This window comes from Thiohalobacter thiocyanaticus (genome assembly GCF_003932505.1).
Taxonomy (GTDB): Bacteria; Pseudomonadota; Gammaproteobacteria; order Thiohalobacterales; family Thiohalobacteraceae; genus Thiohalobacter; species Thiohalobacter thiocyanaticus.
On the sequence record NZ_QZMU01000001.1, the window covers coordinates 222,977 to 239,422 of the forward strand.

14 protein-coding genes, 1 tRNA gene and 5 pseudogenes are annotated in these 16,446 nt (G+C 61.4%); 3 read left to right on the forward strand and 17 right to left on the reverse strand.

Going from position 1 to position 16,446, the window contains the following annotated elements; all coding sequences use genetic code 11:
* Positions 1-86: 86 nt before the first annotated feature.
* The 14 genes and pseudogenes from D6C00_RS01065 to D6C00_RS01130 all read right to left on the reverse strand — a co-directional run bounded on the left by D6C00_RS01065 (position 87) and on the right by D6C00_RS01130 (position 13,680).
* Positions 87-1,601, reverse strand: a complete 1,515-nt coding sequence (locus D6C00_RS01065; protein ID WP_125179923.1) for an NADH-quinone oxidoreductase subunit M — start codon at positions 1,599-1,601, stop codon at positions 87-89.
* Positions 1,602-1,640: 39 nt separating this feature from the next.
* Positions 1,641-3,629, reverse strand: a complete 1,989-nt coding sequence (gene nuoL, locus D6C00_RS01070) for an NADH-quinone oxidoreductase subunit L (RefSeq protein WP_125179924.1) — start codon at positions 3,627-3,629, stop codon at positions 1,641-1,643.
* A gap of 3 nt (positions 3,630-3,632) precedes the next feature.
* Positions 3,633-3,938, reverse strand: coding sequence for an NADH-quinone oxidoreductase subunit NuoK (gene nuoK, locus D6C00_RS01075; protein ID WP_125179925.1), 306 nt, complete (start codon positions 3,936-3,938; stop codon positions 3,633-3,635).
* A gap of 71 nt (positions 3,939-4,009) precedes the next feature.
* Complete coding sequence (locus D6C00_RS01080) at positions 4,010-4,615, reverse strand: NADH-quinone oxidoreductase subunit J (RefSeq protein ID WP_125179926.1); 606 nt, start codon at positions 4,613-4,615, stop codon at positions 4,010-4,012.
* Between the two features lie 63 nt (positions 4,616-4,678).
* Entirely contained in the window at positions 4,679-5,167 is a 489-nt protein-coding gene (gene nuoI, locus D6C00_RS01085; RefSeq protein WP_125179927.1) for an NADH-quinone oxidoreductase subunit NuoI, read from the reverse strand.
* An 18-nt stretch (positions 5,168-5,185) separates the two neighbouring features.
* A pseudogene (locus D6C00_RS01090) lies at positions 5,186-6,078 on the reverse strand (complex I subunit 1/NuoH family protein); the annotation flags it as partial.
* Positions 6,079-6,446: 368 nt separating this feature from the next.
* Positions 6,447-6,650, reverse strand: a complete 204-nt coding sequence (locus tag D6C00_RS01095; RefSeq protein ID WP_125179928.1) for a hypothetical protein — start codon at positions 6,648-6,650, stop codon at positions 6,447-6,449.
* Between the two features lie 740 nt (positions 6,651-7,390).
* Positions 7,391-8,633 (reverse strand): annotated as a pseudogene (gene nuoG / locus D6C00_RS16830) (NADH-quinone oxidoreductase subunit NuoG); the annotation flags it as partial.
* Positions 8,630-9,921, reverse strand: a pseudogene (nuoF, locus tag D6C00_RS01105) (NADH-quinone oxidoreductase subunit NuoF). The pseudogenes nuoG and nuoF, both read right to left, overlap by 4 nt.
* Positions 9,922-10,025: 104 nt before the next feature.
* Positions 10,026-10,533: pseudogene (nuoE, locus tag D6C00_RS01110) on the reverse strand (NADH-quinone oxidoreductase subunit NuoE).
* 8 nt (positions 10,534-10,541) lie between these two features.
* A complete protein-coding gene (locus tag D6C00_RS01115) occupies positions 10,542-11,795 on the reverse strand; it encodes an NADH-quinone oxidoreductase subunit D (protein WP_125179930.1) in 1,254 nt (417 codons plus the stop codon).
* A 234-nt stretch (positions 11,796-12,029) separates the two neighbouring features.
* Positions 12,030-12,776, reverse strand: a complete 747-nt coding sequence (locus D6C00_RS01120; RefSeq protein ID WP_125179931.1) for an NADH-quinone oxidoreductase subunit C — start codon at positions 12,774-12,776, stop codon at positions 12,030-12,032.
* A 24-nt stretch (positions 12,777-12,800) separates the two neighbouring features.
* Positions 12,801-13,277, reverse strand: a complete 477-nt coding sequence (locus D6C00_RS01125; RefSeq protein ID WP_125179932.1) for a NuoB/complex I 20 kDa subunit family protein — start codon at positions 13,275-13,277, stop codon at positions 12,801-12,803.
* 46 nt (positions 13,278-13,323) lie between these two features.
* Complete coding sequence (locus D6C00_RS01130; RefSeq protein WP_125179933.1) at positions 13,324-13,680, reverse strand: NADH-quinone oxidoreductase subunit A; 357 nt, start codon at positions 13,678-13,680, stop codon at positions 13,324-13,326.
* Between the two features lie 460 nt (positions 13,681-14,140).
* Between D6C00_RS01130 and D6C00_RS01135 the strand changes: the two genes are divergently transcribed.
* The 3 genes and pseudogenes from D6C00_RS01135 to D6C00_RS16510 all read left to right on the forward strand — a co-directional run bounded on the left by D6C00_RS01135 (position 14,141) and on the right by D6C00_RS16510 (position 15,037).
* Positions 14,141-14,275 carry a DUF3096 domain-containing protein gene (locus D6C00_RS01135; RefSeq protein WP_125179934.1) on the forward strand — a complete coding sequence of 45 codons (135 nt, stop codon included), beginning with the start codon at positions 14,141-14,143 and terminating at the stop codon, positions 14,273-14,275.
* Positions 14,276-14,425: 150 nt separating this feature from the next.
* Positions 14,426-14,593, forward strand: a complete 168-nt coding sequence (locus D6C00_RS01140) for a DUF1328 domain-containing protein (protein WP_125179935.1) — start codon at positions 14,426-14,428, stop codon at positions 14,591-14,593.
* 7 nt (positions 14,594-14,600) lie between these two features.
* Positions 14,601-15,037: pseudogene (locus tag D6C00_RS16510) on the forward strand (MgtC/SapB family protein).
* 81 nt (positions 15,038-15,118) lie between these two features.
* Here the strand turns inward: D6C00_RS16510 and D6C00_RS01150 are convergent.
* From D6C00_RS01150 to tpiA, 3 genes are all read right to left on the reverse strand, one after another.
* Positions 15,119-15,203: transfer RNA gene (locus tag D6C00_RS01150), tRNA-Leu, on the reverse strand.
* 30 nt (positions 15,204-15,233) lie between these two features.
* The gene (gene secG / locus D6C00_RS01155) at positions 15,234-15,647 is read right to left on the reverse strand and encodes a preprotein translocase subunit SecG (protein WP_125179936.1); all 414 of its coding nucleotides are present in this window, start codon (positions 15,645-15,647) and stop codon (positions 15,234-15,236) included.
* A 10-nt stretch (positions 15,648-15,657) separates the two neighbouring features.
* Positions 15,658-16,416 (reverse strand): triose-phosphate isomerase, encoded by a 759-nt coding sequence (gene tpiA, locus D6C00_RS01160; RefSeq protein ID WP_125179937.1) that lies wholly within the window; start codon positions 16,414-16,416, stop codon positions 15,658-15,660.
* Positions 16,417-16,446 lie beyond the last annotated feature (30 nt).

A 16,446-nucleotide genomic window follows, 5' to 3' on the forward strand; every position in this document is an offset into this window, starting at 1 on the left:
ACCCGATCCACCGCCTGCGACACGAAGGCCACAAGGCGGAAAACTCATCGCACTTGTGTGCGTAGTGTGTCTCGCGATTGGCATTTTCAAAGTTTGGATACCAACACGTGCGCCAGAAGATTCTCCAGCGTGGCATGCATCAGATCCACCAGCGGCGCCGGCCACAGACCCAGCAGCAGCACCGCGGCGGCCAGCACGCCCAGGATCAGAAACTCACGCCGATTCACGTCCTGCAACTGTGCGACCTGCTTATTACCCACCTCGCCGAACACCACCCGCTTGACCAGCCACAGACTGTAGGCGGCGCCCAGCATCAGGGTGGTCGCCGCCAGGAAGGCATACCAGAAATTTGCCTTGAAGCTTGCCAGTATCACCATGAATTCGCCGATGAAGCCTGAGGTGCCGGGCAGGCCGGAATTGGCCATGGCGAAGAGCACCATGAAGGCGCCGAATATCGGCATGGTATTGACCACGCCGCCATAGTCGGAAATCTCGCGTGAATGCATGCGGTCATACAACACTCCGACACACAGAAACAGGGCGCCGGAGATGAAGCCGTGCGAAATCATCTGCACCATGCCGCCCTCCAGGCCCAGCAGCGCACCCTGTGCCGTGCCGGTGTTTTCGATAATGGCGAAAATCAGGAAAAAGCCCAGGGTGGCGAAACCCATATGCGCAATGGATGAATAGGCGATGAGCTTTTTCATGTCCTGCTGCACGATGGCGACGAAGCCGATGTAGACCACCGCAATCAGCGACAGGGAAATGATCAGCCAGTCCAACTCCTGGCTGGCATCGGGTGTAATCGGCAGACTGAAGCGCAGGAAGCCGTAGCCGCCGATCTTGAGCATAATGGCCGCCAGGATCACCGAGCCGCCGGTCGGGGCTTCCACATGCGCATCCGGCAGCCAGGTGTGCACCGGCCACATGGGTACCTTGACTGCGAAGGCCAGCAGGAAGGCGATGAAGATCAGGATCTGCTCGGTCATACCAAGCGGAAGCAGATGGAAGTCCAGGATGCCGAAGCTGCCGGACTGGATGTACATGTAGATCAACGCGACCAGCATGAACACCGAGCCGAAAAAGGTGTAGAGGAAGAACTTGATGGTGGCATAGACCCGGCGCGGCCCGCCCCAGATGCCGATGATCAGGAACATCGGTATCAGCATGCCCTCCCAGAACACATAGAACAGCACCGCGTCCAGGGCAGCGAACACACCAATCATCAGTCCTTCCATGATCAGGAAGGCGGCCATGTACTGGGCCACCCGTTTCCGGATGACCTCCCAGCCGGCCAGCACCACCAGCACGGTGGTGAAGGTGGTAAGAATGATCAGCGGCACCGAGATGCCGTCCACGCCCAGGTGATAATTGATATCAAAGGCTGCCACCCAGGGTGTCAGTTCCTCGAACTGCATGGCCGCGGTACCGGTGTCAAAGCCGGTGAACAGCGGGATGCTGAGCAGAAAGGTCAGCAGCGAGGTGATCAGCGCCAGGCTGCGCGCGCCCCAGGGCTCGCGGTCGCCGGCCGCGAGCACGGCGATGCCGCCCAGGATGGGCACCCAGATCAACAGGCTCAGTAGTGGCAGTTCTGACAACATTCAGGGTTCCTTGATTCTTCTTCTGCCGGCGGCCGGCACTCAGCGCATGAATACCGTCCAGCTGATCAGGGCAAGCAGACCCAGGATCATGGCAAAGGCATAGTGATAGAGGTAACCGGTCTGGACATGACGCGTGAAGGCGGCAACCCAGCTCACCACCCGGGCGCTGCCATTGACTATCAGCCCGTCTATGATGACACGGTCGCCCAGGTTCCACAGCGCATAACCGATTCCGCGCGCCCCGCCAGCGAACACGGCCTGATTGAAATCATCGGCGTAATATTTGTTGACCAGCAGCCGGTGGACTCCGGAAAAACTGCGTTGCGCCCGATCGGCAAGTCCGGGGTTCACCATATAGATGTACCAGGCCGTCAGCACACCGGCTACGGCCAGATAGAAGGCCGGATTGACAAAGGCATGCAGGGCAAAGGCCACCGTGCCGTGGAAATGCCCACCCAGTTGCGCCAGGCCGTCATGCGCGGGCGCCACCTGGATCACGCCGTCGAAGTACTCACCGAACAGGATCGGCTCCATCCAGTAGCCGGCGAATATCGAGGGAATGGCCAGCAGTACCAGCGGCAGGGTCACCACCCAGGGCGTCTCGTGCAGATGCTCCCGGGTATGCTCGTCCATGCGCGGTTTGCCGTGGAAGACCAGGAAGTACATGCGGAAGCTGTACAGGGCAGTGATGAACACACCGGCCAGCACCGCGGCATAGGCGAAGCCCGAGCCGGGAATCTGCGACAGGTGCACTGCCTCGATAATGCTGTCCTTGGAGAAATAGCCGGAGAAGAACGGCGTGCCGATCAGCGCCAGCGACCCGATCAGCGAGGTAATCCAGGTAATGGGCATGTACTTGCGCAGTCCACCCATGTTGCGCATGTCCTGGTCATGATGCATGGCGATGATGACCGAACCGGCCGCCAGGAACAGCAGGGCCTTGAAAAAGGCGTGAGTCATGAGGTGGAAGATGCTGGCCGCGTAGGCAGAGGCACCTAGGGCGACCGTCATGTAACCCAGCTGAGACAGGGTGGAATAGGCTACCACCCGCTTGATGTCGTTCTGCACCAGGCCCAGTAGCCCCATGAAAAAGGCGGTGATGGCGCCGATTACCAGGACGAAACTGAGCGCGGTTTCGGACAGCTCGAACAGCGGCGACATGCGCGCGACCATGAAGATACCGGCCGTGACCATGGTGGCCGCATGGATCAGGGCCGAAATGGGCGTCGGGCCTTCCATCGAATCCGGCAGCCACACATGCAGCGGTACCTGGGCCGATTTGCCCATGGCGCCGATGAACAGCAGGATGCAGATGACCGACATCAGGGACCAGGCATGGCCGTCGAAGATCTCGATACTGACATCCGCCATGGCCGGGGCGGCCGCGAACACGTCCCAGTAATCCAGGCTGTTGAAGTACATGAGCACAGCGGCGATGCCGAGCAGGAAGCCGAAATCCCCCACCCGGTTGACCAGGAAGGCCTTGAGATTGGCGAAGATCGCCGTCGGCCGTGTGGACCAGAAGCCGATCAGCAGGTAGGAGACCAGGCCCACCGCTTCCCAGCCGAAGAACAACTGCAGGAAGTTGTTGGACATCACCAGCATCAGCATGGCGAAGGTGAACAGGGCGATGTAGCTGAAGAAACGCTGGTAGCTGTTGCGTCCGGCCAGGCTTTCCTGCGGCCAGTTATGCGCATCGTCGGCCATGTAGCCGATGGTATAGATGTGCACCATCAGCGAGACAAAGGTGACAACATTGATCATCAGCACGGTCAGATTATCGACCAGGAAACCGATCTCGAAACGGATGCCGTCGGAGACCATCCAGGTATAGACGCTGCCGTTGAAGACGGCCGCGCCATCGATGACATGATGCTTGAACACGAACAGCGAGAGCAGGAAGGCGATTCCCACGCCCGCGATGGTCACGCTGTGGGCGCCGGCGCGGCCCAGCCGGCCGCCGAACAGCCCGGCCAGGATGGCCCCGATGAGCGGTGCGAGCGGTATGGCGAGATAAACGAGTTCCATGCCCTACCCCTTCATGCTGTCGAGGTCGTCGACATTGATGGTCTGGCGGTTGCGGAACAGTACCACCAGAATGGCCAGGCCGATGGCCGCCTCCGCGGCTGCCACGGTGAGAATGAAGAACACGAACACCTGCCCGGCCGTATCGCCCAGGAAATGCGAGAAGGCGACGAAATTCATGTTCACCGCCAGCAGCATCAGCTCGATGGCCATGAGCAGGATGATGACGTTCTTCCGGTTCAGGAAGATCCCCGCCACGCTCAGGCTGAACAGAATTGCCCCGAGTATCAGATAATCCGACAGTTCAATCATTTTATTCCAGACCGTTTAACCGCACAGGCATGAAGTCGTTTTGTTCTTGAACACAGTACTTATTGCGATCGTCATTCCCTGGATTCCGAATCCATCTTGATCACCCGCACCCGGTCTTCGCGCCGCACCTTGACCTGATCGGCCGGGTTCAGGTACTTGGTATCCGGCCGCCGGCGCAGGGTCAGGGAAATGGCGGCAACGATGGCGACCAGCAGAATCACCGCGGCGATCTCGAAGGGATACACGTAATCGGTATAGAGCACACTGCCCAACTCACGGGTATTGCTGTAGTCCGCTCCGTGGCGTTCCGGCGCCGGCATGCGTTCGTCGCTGAAGTAATGCGAACCGACCACCAACACCATCTCGACCAGCATCAGGATCGCCACCGGCAGCGCCACGGGCAGATAGCGGGCGAAGCCCTCCTTGAGCGGTGCGACATTGACGTCCAGCATCATGATTACGAACAGGAACAGCACCATCACGGCACCCACGTAGACCAGCACCAGGGTGATGGCAAGGAATTCCGCCTCCAGCAGCAGCCACAGGCCGGCGGTGGTGAAGAAGGCCAGCACCAGGTGCAACGCGGCGTGTACCGGGTTGCGTACCGTGATCACCCGCACCGCCGCGAACACCAGAATCGCGGCGAAAACGTAAAAAATGAACTTCTCGAATGTCATATTTGATTTATTGCCTTATTGTTTCCTTCGCGCGCCTTATTCGCCTTTGCGGTTTCAGGCGTTTTACCGGTACATCGCATCCGCCGTCCGGTCAGCGGCGATCTGGTCCTCGTACTTGTCGCCGATGGCCAGCAACTTCTCCTTGGTCATGATCTGTTCGCCGCGGTTCTCGAAGTGGTATTCGAAGATCCGCGTCTCGACGATGGAATCCACCGGGCAGGACTCCTCGCAGAAGCCGCAGAAGATGCATTTGAACAGATCGATGTCATAGCGCGTGGTCCGGCGGGTGCCGTCCTCACGCGGGGCGGCCTCGATGGTGATGGCCAGGGCCGGGCACACCGCCTCGCACAGCTTGCAGGCGATGCAACGCTCCTCGCCGTTGGGATAGCGGCGCAGGGCGTGCAGGCCGCGGAAACGCGGTGACTGCGGGGTCTTCTCCTCCGGGTACTGGACCGTGATCTTGCGCGCGAACAGGTAGCGCCCGGTCAGCCGCAGGCCCATGAGGAGCTCCCACAGGAACAGACTCTTGACGTACTGTTTCAGGGCTTGCATATCAGGATCACCATAATATCAGTCGAACCAGGGCCCGACACCGGCGATGATCGCCGCCCCCTCGACCAGCAGCCAGACGATGGTCAGGGGGATGAACACCTTCCAGCCCAGACGCATGATCTGATCATAGCGGTAGCGGGGGAAGGTGGCGCGGAACCACAGGAAGAAGAACAGGAACACGGCCGTCTTGGCCAGGAACCAGATGATGCTCGGTTCGCCGATCACCGGCAGCGGCTGGAAGGGTGACAGCCAGCCGCCCATGAACAGCAGCGCGGCCAGCGCCGAGATCAGGATCATGTTGGCGTATTCGGCCAGGAAGAAGACGGCGAAGGCCATGCCGGAGTATTCCACGTGGAAACCCGCCACGATCTCGGATTCGCCCTCGGCCACGTCGAAGGCGCCCGGGTGGTCTCGGCCACGCCGGAGTGAAATAATTCAGAACACATCGGCAGCAGGTCAGCCAGACCCAGTGCATGAATGCTGCCGCTCTGGGCCAGCACGATATCGTTGAGGTTGAGACGTGCCACCGGCCATCAGCACCCCGAACCAGGCGAAGCCCATGGCGATCTCGTGACCCACATTCTGGGCCGCCGAACGCTCGCGCCGAGGAAGCGTACTGGGAGTTCGATGCCCAGCCGGCGATGATCACGCCATAGACCCCCACCGAGGTCAGGGCCAGCACGTAGAGCAGCCCGGCATCCACGTCGGCCACACCATGCCGTCATCGAAGGGATCACCGCACGGCGGCCAGCCCCGCCGGACAGCGCCGGACCGATGGACAGATAGGCGCGATCACAAAACAGGAAAGCGGAGCGGTTTGGCGGGGGGGGGAGGATGATCTCCTTGAAAAGACAGCTTCACCCAGCGGGCGATGGGCGCAGCCAGCCGCCCGGCCCGACCCGGTTGGGACCGAAATGCGGACCTGGATGCACCGTGAATCCGGCGTTCGGACGAAGGTCAGGTAGGCCCACGACACAGCATCAGCGGCGTACGATCCCCCCGCCGATGAGAACAGGAGTCCGCTGACTTCCTTGGTGCTTCCAGCATGGCCCGATCTAACCCAGGTCAGTTTAATTTAACGGTACCGGAAAATTCGCGCCGAGATCCCGCGGCGCAGGGCGCCGTCCGGGATCCAGGCCGCGCCCTCCGGCACACGCGTGCATCCAGCACCAGCCAAGCACGGCCTCTGCCCGCACCCGGCCCAACCCGCAACCTGACGGGCCGATTCCGCAGGTTGCAGCCAGTCGCGCCCCGCGGCCGATGCAGGCGTAACCGGGCATCACCCGCAGTACTGCTGCAGCCTGCAGGGAAGGGCGCCGCAGCCGCACCCACGGCCGTCGACGGCATAGATGGGCACATCGCCGATACGCTGCAGGCATTCCGTTGCCGGCGCCAGCACGACCTCGCCCGGGGTCCGGTCATTGCGCGGACGCCGGTCCGCCGCCTGGCTGCGCAGCTCGTCACGCACCTCCTCGGAGGACATGTATCGAAAGTCCTCAGCCCCAGCGGTTGGCCCGACACCCGGACGATCTTCCAGCCCGGGCGGGCAAAGTCCGCGCGGCGCCACCGCGCCGGCAAGCTACTGCCATCGGCCTTCCAACATGCACCAGGTGCCGAGGTCTCGCTGAAAGACTGACTGGGAAGCAGAACCGTGCGCACTCGCGCAGGGCTCTCCGAAAATGTGACGTGAAGGCCACCACCGTCTGGCTGGCCACGCGCCTGCCGGGTCAGGATGCGTTCGGCGGAAATCGAGTCCGCAGCGCAACCATACAGCACATAAGGCCGACGCGGCGATTCCATGTGGCCGGACATCGACCCTATGGATTCACGTCGGCTGCCGTGAAGCGCCGCGATCGGCAGCCCCTCGGCCATCCGCCCCGGCAACCGTTTCCACCATGCTGGGAGCAACTCAGGGTCGCGCCCGCTCATTTTCACAGATGAAACCGGCCAGGGCCCGCAGGGCATTGGCAGACGGATGCGCCGCGGCACTGAGACCGCCATGAACCGTGGGCCGACTGCGCCTCGATCAACTGCACCGCATGCCTGATGGCGTCCCCGTGGCTGGCCTGACGAATCACGTGTCAGTTCCGAGGTGCGGACTTCCTGCTTGAGCGTAGCGGCTGCAGACACGCCCGGGGGGGGGCCAGCTCGGCCAACATGCCGCCGGTGCACGAATCAGTTTTTCCTTCCTCAGATCGAAATTGAAATCTAGTCGAACCGGGTTATTGCCATGACTCTGGCGGCCGTGAGACAGGCCTTGCGCAGCCGGTGCCCGATGATGGGCTGCTCCTTGCGGATTGGGACCGACCAAAGCAACCGCGCTCTGCTGCTCCAATACCGCCAGCAGCTTTCGCCAGCCAGGGAACAGGGGGCAGGCGGTCCGGGTCAACGGAAATCCGCTCGGGCGCAGACGGTGACGATGTTGTGGCAGTCCAGGCTGGGCTCGGCCAGCGACCTGAGCAGGTACATCTCTTTCCACCTAGCCGTGGGCGAGACAGCATGCCGGCTGGTTCGGCGCACGTTCTCGCGCCGTAAAGAAATCGGCGACCGCTCTGCAGCCGCGGTTTCCCAGTAGGTTTCCTGACTGGCCGTCAACGTTGACATGCGGCTGTCCAAGCCGCTCCCGGGGTGGAGCCCTTCGTAACTGAAACGGTCGCGGTCCGACAGCCAGACCTCGTTGATCTCCTCGTTCTCGCGCGGTACCACCCGCAGCACTTCGCCGCGCCGGGCATGCAGGTAAAGGTTCGAGCCGACACAGTCGTGCAGCGCCACGCTGGCATGCTGAGTCAGTTCCCAGGCCCGGGCGCGGAAGCGGAAGGGTTTGGAGGTGAGCGCACCCACCGGGCAGATGTCGATGACATTGCCCGACATCTCCGAACTCACACCCTGGCCCACGCAGGCACGGATGGCCATGTTCTCGCCGCGGCCCACGCCGCCCAGCTCCTTGAACCCGGCGATGACATCCAGGAATCGCACGCACCGGGTACAGTGGATGCAGCGGGTCATATCGGTGGAGATCAGTGAACCCAGGTCCTCGTCCTTGACCACGCGCTTCTTCTCGGTGAATCGTGAGACGCTGCGGCCATACCCCAGGGCGACCGTCCTGCAACTCGCACTCCCCGCCCTGGTCGCAGATCGGACAGTCCAGGGGATGATTGATGAGCAGGAACTCCATCACCGACTTCTGCGCCTCGCGGGCATAGTCGGAATCGGTCCAGATCTTCATGCCGTCGGCGACCGGCGTGGCGCAGGCCGGCAACGGCTTGGGCGCCTTATCCACCTGCACCAGGCACATGCGGCAGTTGGCCGCGATCGGCAGCTTCTTGTGGTAGCAGAAACGCGGCACCGTGATGCCGTGCTCGTCGGTGATCTCGATGAGCATCTGGCCCTTGCGGGCCGGGTAGGTCCGGCCATTGATCTCGATGCTGATGGCGTCCTCGGGCGGAATCTCGGGTGTCGCGCTCATGCCGCCGCCCCCGTGGTATCGTTCACCATGGACCGCTTGTGTTCGATCATGTAAGCGAATTCATGGCGGTAATGCCTGAGGAAGCTCTGTACCGGCCAGGCCGCGGCATCGCCGAAGGCACAGATTGTGCGGCCCTCGATCTGGCCGGCAGCAGCGTCGAGCAGTTCCAGGTCCTCGGGTCGACCCTTGCCCTCATGGATGCGCTTGATCACCCGGTGCATCCAGCCGGTACCTTCGCGACACGGCGTGCACTGACCGCAGGACTCGGCATAGTAGAAACGCGCAATGCGCAGCAGCGCCTTGACCATGCAGGTGGAATCGTCCATCACGATCACTCCGCCCGAGCCCAGGCCCGAACCCGCCTGCGACAGCGCGTCATAATCCATGGTGCATTCGCTGATGATCTCCGCCGGCAGCACGGGCATGGAGGAACCGCCCGGGATCACGGCCTTCAGCTGGTGGCCGCTGCGCACGCCGCCTGCCATCTCCAGCAGGTCGTTGAAGGGGATGCCCAACCGTACCTCGAAATTGCCCGGCCTGTTCACATGACCGGAGACACTGAAGATCTTCTCGCCGCCATTGTTGGGCTTGCCAGCCCCAGAAACCAGTCGGCGCCGTTGCGCACGATGGCCGGCACCGAAGCCAGGCTCTCGGTATTGTTGATGGTGGTCGGCCGGCCGTAGAGGCCGAAGTTGGCCGGAAACGGCGGCTTGAAGCGCGGCTGCCCTCTTGCCTTCCAGCGATTCCAGCAGCGCGGTCTCCTCACCGCAGATGTAGGCACCGGCGCCGATGTGGGAATAAAGATCGAAATCAAACCCCGAGCCCAGGATATTGCTACCAAGGTAGCCGGCCTCACAGGCCTCCTTCAAGGCTGTCTCGAAGCGCCCGTACGGCTCATGATGAAACTCGCCGCGCATGTAGTTGTAGCCCTTGCTGGCACCAATGCAGTAGCCGGCGATGGCCATGCCCTCGATCAGCGCACATGCGGGTTGTAGCGCAGAATATCGCGATCCTTGCAGGTTCCGGGCTCGGATTCGTCCGAGTTGCAGACGATGTATTTCTGCACCGGCGCGTTCCGCGGCATGAAGCTCCACTTCAGCCCCGTGGGAAATCCCGCGCCGCCGCGGCCACGCAGCGCCGAGGCCTTGATCTGCTCGATGACCTCTTCCGGCGGGGTCTTTTCCCGCAGGATTTTCTGCAACGCCTCGTAGCCCCCGACCTTGAGATAATTCTCCAGTGTCCAGGGCTCGTCGTACTGCAGCGTCGTGAAACAGACTTGATTGACCATATTCAGATCTCTATCGCCGCGAAAAACACGGACCTGCCATTGCAATCATGCTTTTCGCATTTGTGCTACTTGTCCATGCTTTCCGTGTATTCCGTGGCCATTAATCATTTGAGTTCATCCAGAATCCGATCCAACTTCTCCGGCGTCAGATTCTCGCAATAGTGCCCATTGACCGCCATCATCGGCGCGCCGGCGCAGGCAGCCAGACACTCCTCCTCCAGCTTGAGATAGATCCGGCCATCGGGAGTGGATTCGCCACGCCTGATGCCGAGTTTCTTCTCAACATGCGCGATCAGATCGTCAGCACCACACAGCATGCAGGAGATGTTCGCGCACATCGCCACCGTGTTGCGCCCTACCGGCCCGGTCTCGATCATGGAGTAGAAGCTGGCAACCTCGTAGACCGACACCGGCGCCATCTCCAGATACGCCGCGACCGCATCCATGTGCTCAGGCCCTGATCCATCCCTCGTGTTCCTGAATGGCATGCAGGGCCGAGAGCACCGCCGAACGCTTCTGCTCCGGCGGATACTTGGCCAGCCAGTGGTCGATCTCCGCCTTCACATCAGCGGGGATCTGATATTCATCCTTCTTTTCAGTCGTCGCAGTCATCAAATCATTCACCGGTCAATCTCGCCGAACACGATATCCTGGGTGCCGATGATAGCCACCACGTCGGCCAGCATATGGCCCCGCGCCATTTCGTCCAGTCCGGCCAGGTGGGCGAAACCCGGGGCGCGGATCTTGACCCGAAACGGCTTGTTGGCTCCATCCGATACCATATATACCCCGAACTCACCCTTGGGGTGCTCGATGGCGGCGTAGGCTTCGCCGGCCGGCACGCAGAAGCCCTCGGTAAACAGCTTGAAGTGATGGATCAGGGCCTCCATGTCCGCCTTCATCTCCTCGCGCTCGGGCGGGATGATCTTGTGGTCATCGATAATGACCGGTCCGGGATTTTCGCGCAGCCACCTGATGCACTGGCGGATGATGCGGTTGGACTGGCGCATCTCCTCGATCCGTACCAGGTAGCGATCGTAGGAATCGCCGCTCACGCCCACGGGGATGTCGAAATCCATCCGGTCGTAGACCTCGTAGGGCTGCTTCTTGCGCAGGTCCCACTCGACACCCGAGCCGCGCAGCATAGGACCGGTGAAGCCGAGCTGCAGGGCACGCTCGGGCGAGACCACGCCGATTCCGACCGTACGCTGCTTCCAGATGCGGTTGTCGGTCAGCAGGGTCTCGTACTCGTCCACGCACTTCGGGAAACGGACGGTAAAGTCCTCGAGGAAGTCCAGCAGCGAGCCCTGGCGGTTCTCGTTCATCTTTTTGACTTCGGACTCACTGTGCCACTTGGAGGCCTGGTACTGCGGCATGCGATCCGGCAGGTCGCGGTATACCCCGCCCGGACGATAGTAGGTCGCATGCATGCGCGTGCCGGAGACGGCCTCGTAGCAGTCCATCAGGTCCTCGCGCTCGCGGAAGGCGTAGAGGAACATGGTCATGGCACCGATATCCAGCGCGTGCGCTCCGATCCACAGCAGGTGGTTGAGGATGCGGGTGACCTCGTCGAACATCACCCGGATGTACTGGGCCCGTTCCGGCGCCTCGATGCCGAGCAGCTTCTCGATGGCCAGCACATAACCGTGTTCGTTGCACATCATGGACACGTAATCCAGACGGTCCATGTAACCGATGCTCTGGTTATAGGGCTTGCTCTCGGCCAGCTTCTCGGTGGCGCGGTGCAGCAGGCCGATGTGGGGGTCGGCCCGCTCGATGACCTCGCCGTCCATTTCCAGCACCAGCCGCAGCACGCCGTGCGCCGCCGGATGCTGGGGACCGAAGTTCAGGGTGTAGTTTCTGATCTCAGGCATAGTCTTTTTGAACCGCCAAGACGCCAAGCGCGCCAAGAAATCCGTTTAACCGCCAAGGCGCCAAGGACGCCAAGAACCCCCGGTAAGAAGTAAACACCGACCCCCCGCAATCAGCAGCCTCACCGCATGTAAATACCTGAACGCTGTACAAGCCAATATCTTCTTGGCGTTCTTGGCGCCTTGGCGGTTCGCAGTACATGGCGCCCTTGGCGTCTTGGCGGTTCATAACAATGTTCATGCCTGCTCCGCATCCTGAGGCGGCTCGGCCTCTTCCTCACCATGCCGCCGCACCTCGGAGCGGATCACTTTCGGCACCAGCACCCGCGGCTCGATGCTGACGGGTTCGTAGACCACACGCTGCTTTTCGGCGTCGTAGCGCACCTCCACATTGCCGCTGAGCGGGAAATCCTTGCGGAAGGGATGACCGATGAAGCCGTAGTCTGTAAGTATCCGGCGCAGGTCCGGGTGGCCCTCGAAGATGATGCCGTACAGATCAAAGGCCTCGCGCTCGAACCAGTTGGCGCTGTTCCAGACGTCGATCACCGAGGGAATGACCGGCAGCCCGTCGTCAGGGGCGAAGCAGCGGATGCGCAGGCGCTGGTTGCTGCTGACCGACAGCAGGTGATAAACCGCGGCAAAGCGGCGGCCGCCGGCGGCCTCGACCGTCGATACCGACAGATCCTGATGCAGGAAGTCCAGCCGGCCCGCCGTGGAGGCATTCACGCCGCGGCTGAAACCGTGGCCCGAGGCCTCGCGGGTTTCCCACTCGGCATCACCATGGCCCAGGTAATCCACGCCGCAGACATCGATCAGTTGCTCGAAGCGAAAGGCCTCCTCGTCACGCAGGGCGGTGCAGACCTCGATGAGATGGTCGGGTGCGACTACCAGCGTCAGCTCCCCCAGATCCAGGGTGGCCGATTCCAGCAGACCGCCGAAGCGCTCGTCGATCTGCTGTTTCAATGTGTCGATGCGTCTGGCCATGACCTGCACTCGTCCGGACCGCGCTCAGCGCGCGATCGTATTGGTCCGTTTGATCTTGTTCTGCAGCTGGATGATGCCGTAGAGCAGCGCCTCGGCCGTAGGCGGACAACCCGGCACGTAGATGTCGACCGGTACAATCCGGTCGCAACCGCGGGTGACGGAATAGGAATAGTGGTAATAGCCGCCGCCATTGGCACACGAGCCCATGGAGATCACCCAGCGCGGCTCCGACATCTGGTCATACACCTTGCGCAGAGCCGGCGCCATCTTGTTGACCAGGGTGCCGGCGACGATCATGACATCGGACTGGCGCGGACTGGGGCGGAAGACAACCCCGAAACGGTCCAGATCGTAGCGGGCGGCACCGGCCTGCATCATCTCGACCGCACAGCAGGCCAGCCCGAAGGTCATGGGCCAGAGCGAGCCGGTACGGGCCCAGTTGATCAGTGCGTCCGCCGTGGTGGTGACCACGCCTTCCTTCAGAATGCCCTCGATGCTCATGCGCGAAGCGACCTCATGGAATCAATCCCGCCATCGTTATTTATGCCTACTCCCACTCGAGAGCCCCCTTCTTCCACTCATAGATGAAGCCGATGACCAGGATGCCCAGAAACAACACCATGGCGAGGAAGCCGAACAGGCCGATATCCTCCAGGACGATGGCCCAGGGAAACAGAAAAGCGATTTCCAGGTCAAAAATGATGAACAGGATGGCGACCAGATAATAGCGGACATCGAATTTCATACGCGAATCTTCGAAGGCCTCGAAGCCGCATTCGTAGGGGGAGTTCTTCTCGCTGTCGGGCTTGTGAGGGCCGAGCAGAAAACCGACCGCGATGGCGATGGCACCGATCACGACGCCGATACCGATAAACACCAGTATCGGCAAATAGTTTTCCAGCATCGTCCGCCTCCGCCTTTCAATTTGTGCATTGCCGACGCGTTTTTACTGTTTTACCGATATCCGGCCTGGCTGCACACATGACTCCATGCGCTGCCGCTGGCGACTATCTGCGTCGTTACAATTATCAAGTGGCTAGGCAGTCTAGGCAGATTGGCCTGGGGTGTCAAGCAGCATGAGCCCCGAAAAAATTATTATAATTATCAACTTATACTAAAAAAATAATTTTTGGCTGGCATAAGGAACGGTAAGGAAGCAATAACTTTGACATTGATGAACCTGCGCCCGACAGAGGGGGTCGAGTCGGCGCCACGAAACGGCTGCCGGACTGTCTCCACAGCCCAGCGCCAGTTGTCGCATCATGAGGGAGAACAGCCAGGCGGTGGCAGGACCATCCAGGCCTCCTATACTTCCGGCATATCCCGATCAACAGTGGCCGACAAGGCCTGCCAGGAGTTCATTCATGCACACCCTGACGCTTCAGCCCCTGATTGCCCTTATCGCCGGCATTCTGATTCTATTCGTTCCCCGGCTGCTCAACTATATCGTCGCTCTCTACCTGATCATTATCGGAATTCTTGGCCTTGTTCGCATCTGACCAACCCCGCTCAGTGCTACTTTGAACATGCGGGCAGGAAGATGTCTCCAGCTGGAGACGGTTCTGCTCGTAATCACCATTTTTCCTGTTGGAGGAAAAAACAGGCTGCAGTCAGAACAGTCCCATCACACACATCCAGGAGGGATTATCATGTTGAGTTGGGCGGTTACATTTTTGATCATAGCCATCATTGCGGGTCTGCTTGGCTTTACCGGCATCGCGGGCACCGCCGCCTCGATTGCGCAGGTGCTGTTTGTCCTGTTCCTCGTCCTGTTCGTGATCTTCCTGGCCATGGGAAGACGCCCGCCACCGACCTGAGGCTTCAATGCTGGAGTTCAACTTCGATTGGATGCAGGTTCTGGAGAACCTGGTACAGCTTTCCGTCGCCTACCTCCTGGCCTTTCCCATCGGCTGGGACCGGGAACGGGAGGACAGGAGCGCGGGCTTGAGAACCTTCCCGCTCGTGGCTGTGGGCAGCTCATCGGCCTGCAGGTTCTGGAGGGTTCCGAGTCCCATGCCCGCATTCTTTACGGGTTGATGACCGGTATCGGCTTCATCGGTGGTGGCGCCATTCTGAAGGATGGCGCCACTGTCAGGGGCACCTCCACCGCTGCCGCGATCTGGATCACAGGCGCCGTGGGTGCCGCGGTAGCCTGGTACAGGATCGAGATCGCCCTGGCGCTGACCGTGCTCAATTTCGCCAGCATGCGCCTGGCGGGTTCGCTCAAGAGCTACGTCAACCAGGATCACGACCGGAAATGATGAAAGTCGCGCACAAAAAAGCCCGCAATCCATAATCGGTTGCGGGCTTTCGGGTGGATACCGGAACACCCGGATCCATATTGGTGCCGAAGGCCGGACTCGAACCGGCACGGCTTGCGCCACTACCCCCTCAAGATAGCGTGTCTACCAATTCCACCACTTCGGCAATAAAACGTGTTGCGCGGTGACGCGGCCCTTATTGCGGCAGATCGTCGGCCGGTGGCTCTCCGTCCGCCGGCAGGTCCATTGCCGGGATATCGGACGGGACGTCCTCCTGCGGCTGCGACTGCTCAAGCGGCGGCAGATCCTCCGGTGCCGTCTCCCCGGGTGCCGGTACAGGCCGGGCCTGTTCCGCCACGCTGGAGGGTTCGCGCTCGCCCATCACAAAACCGGTCGACAGCGCCAGGCTGTTGAGAAAGAACAGGGCTGCCAGCACGGCGGTGATCCGGGTCAGAAAGGAGGCAGAGCCCTGCGAGCCGAACACCGTGGAAGACGCCCCGCTGCCGAAGGCCGCACCGGCATCGGCGCCCTTGCCATGCTGCAGAAGGATCAGAACGACCAGTCCAATGGCGATCAACACCTGGACGATTATCAGAATCGTATACATCAATATTCCTGGATCAGGCCTTGTCGGGCGCCGTGCAGATGCCGAGAAACTCCCCGGCCTGCAGCGAGGCACCGCCGATCAGTCCGCCGTCGATATCCGCCATGGCGAACAGCTCAGCGGCATTGGCTGCCTTCACGCTGCCACCGTAGAGAATCCGGACCTTGTCCGCAACGCCGGCATCCAGCCCGGCCAGCTTGTTCCGGATGAAGGCGTGCACTTCCTGCGCCTGCTCCGGACTGGCGGTACGGCCGGTACCGATGGCCCAGACGGGTTCGTAGGCGATCACGGCCTCGCCCAGGGCGGCAATGCCCTCGAGTTCGATCACGGCGTCCAGCTGGCGTCCGACCACAGCCTCGGTGGTGCCGGCTTCGCGCTCTTCGAGCAGTTCGCCGACGCACAGGATCGGGGTCAGCCCGAACCTGCGGGCGGCGGCGAACTTGCGGGCGGTGAACTCGTCGCTCTCGCCGTAGATGCTGCGCCGCTCGGAGTGACCCACAATGGCATAGGTGCAGCCGACATCGCGCAGCATGGTGCCGGCCACCTCGCCGGTGAAGGCGCCGGATTCCTCGTCACTGACGTCCTGGGATCCCACGGACACCGCTGTGTCGGACAGCATCTGGACAACCTGCGGGATGTAGACAAAGGGCGGGCAGACGGCGACCTCGGCGGTCTTGACCTCGCCCAGACCGGCCTTGATGCCCTCGAGCAGCGTGTTGATGCTGTCGAGGCTGCCATTCATCTTCCAATTCCCTGCCACCAGCGGTTGCCGCATGCTGCCTCCGATACCTGATACCTGACAAAA

What these genes read in the sequence shown, in the direction of transcription:
- D6C00_RS01065 (WP_125179923.1), bottom strand. Translation starts at nt 1,601, where the DNA reads ATGTTGTCAGAACTGCCACTACTGAGCCTGTTGATCTGGGTGCCCATC.
- nuoL (WP_125179924.1), bottom strand. Translation starts at nt 3,629, where the DNA reads ATGGAACTCGTTTATCTCGCCATACCGCTCGCACCGCTCATCGGGGCC.
- nuoK (WP_125179925.1), bottom strand. Translation starts at nt 3,938, where the DNA reads ATGATTGAACTGTCGGATTATCTGATACTCGGGGCAATTCTGTTCAGC.
- D6C00_RS01080 (WP_125179926.1), bottom strand. Translation starts at nt 4,615, where the DNA reads ATGACATTCGAGAAGTTCATTTTTTACGTTTTCGCCGCGATTCTGGTG.
- nuoI (WP_125179927.1), bottom strand. Translation starts at nt 5,167, where the DNA reads ATGCAAGCCCTGAAACAGTACGTCAAGAGTCTGTTCCTGTGGGAGCTC.
- D6C00_RS01095 (WP_125179928.1), bottom strand. Translation starts at nt 6,650, where the DNA reads ATGTCCTCCGAGGAGGTGCGTGACGAGCTGCGCAGCCAGGCGGCGGAC.
- D6C00_RS01115 (WP_125179930.1), bottom strand. Translation starts at nt 11,795, where the DNA reads ATGCCTGAGATCAGAAACTACACCCTGAACTTCGGTCCCCAGCATCCG.
- D6C00_RS01120 (WP_125179931.1), bottom strand. Translation starts at nt 12,776, where the DNA reads ATGGCCAGACGCATCGACACATTGAAACAGCAGATCGACGAGCGCTTC.
- D6C00_RS01125 (WP_125179932.1), bottom strand. Translation starts at nt 13,277, where the DNA reads ATGAGCATCGAGGGCATTCTGAAGGAAGGCGTGGTCACCACCACGGCG.
- D6C00_RS01130 (WP_125179933.1), bottom strand. Translation starts at nt 13,680, where the DNA reads ATGCTGGAAAACTATTTGCCGATACTGGTGTTTATCGGTATCGGCGTC.
- D6C00_RS01135 (WP_125179934.1), top strand. Translation starts at nt 14,141, where the DNA reads ATGCACACCCTGACGCTTCAGCCCCTGATTGCCCTTATCGCCGGCATT.
- D6C00_RS01140 (WP_125179935.1), top strand. Translation starts at nt 14,426, where the DNA reads ATGTTGAGTTGGGCGGTTACATTTTTGATCATAGCCATCATTGCGGGT.
- tpiA (WP_125179937.1), bottom strand. Translation starts at nt 16,416, where the DNA reads ATGCGGCAACCGCTGGTGGCAGGGAATTGGAAGATGAATGGCAGCCTC.